General features: G+C 43.4%; 2 protein-coding genes. Both read right to left on the reverse strand.

The features are described 5' to 3' along the window. Positions 1 to 106: 106 nt before the first annotated feature. Positions 107 to 235, reverse strand: coding sequence for a hypothetical protein (locus tag DI53_RS20670; RefSeq protein WP_275041037.1), 129 nt, complete (start codon positions 233 to 235; stop codon positions 107 to 109). 145 nt (positions 236 to 380) lie between these two features. After that, a partial coding sequence (locus tag DI53_RS20520) for a hypothetical protein (protein ID WP_206537996.1) occupies positions 381 to 601 on the reverse strand: 221 nt, incomplete at its 5' end.

Consider the following 601-nt stretch of genomic DNA (forward strand, 5'->3'; position numbering starts at 1 on the left):
TGAAAAAGTATACAAAAAATCTTTGTTTCATCGAGGCGATTTTTCCCACAACCCTACACACAGCAGCAGGCTGCCCTGTCAGGCTAGATGACATCCCAAAATCCTTTTAGATTGGATTTCGGGAAATAATCTCATGCCTGCCCATACCCACCAGGCCACGGCAGCGCTCTGCTTTTTCCATCGCTTGATGAAACGTAAAAAGTGCCGTTGATAGGTCTTCGTAGATCAGGCCCATCGTTCGCTCGATTAGTAGTGCGTAGTGAAAATAGATTGTAGTAGATAGATTATAGTATATAGATTTTAGTACTTAGTATGTAGAATTGGGTAATGGGTATTGCGTAGTGCGTATAGCGTAGTGAGATGTTAAACTTTTCTTTGCTTTATTGCTTCCTACCAGTTTTAAACGAAATGTCGCCTCGAAAGCTTTGCAATATGTAGACATTTGCCATTGCACAAACCTCCCCTGCAAAGGTTTCAAGCGACGGGCTTTTGCTACTTTTGGCCCACAAAAGTAGGGCCATGTCCTGGCTAAGGACGGAAGGGATGAGCGAGGAAGATTCGTAGTGTGTAGTGAGTAGTGCGGATTGAGAATAGATAGTAG

This window comes from Sphingobacterium deserti (assembly GCF_000757725.1).
GTDB lineage: Bacteria > Bacteroidota > Bacteroidia > Sphingobacteriales > Sphingobacteriaceae > Sphingobacterium > Sphingobacterium deserti.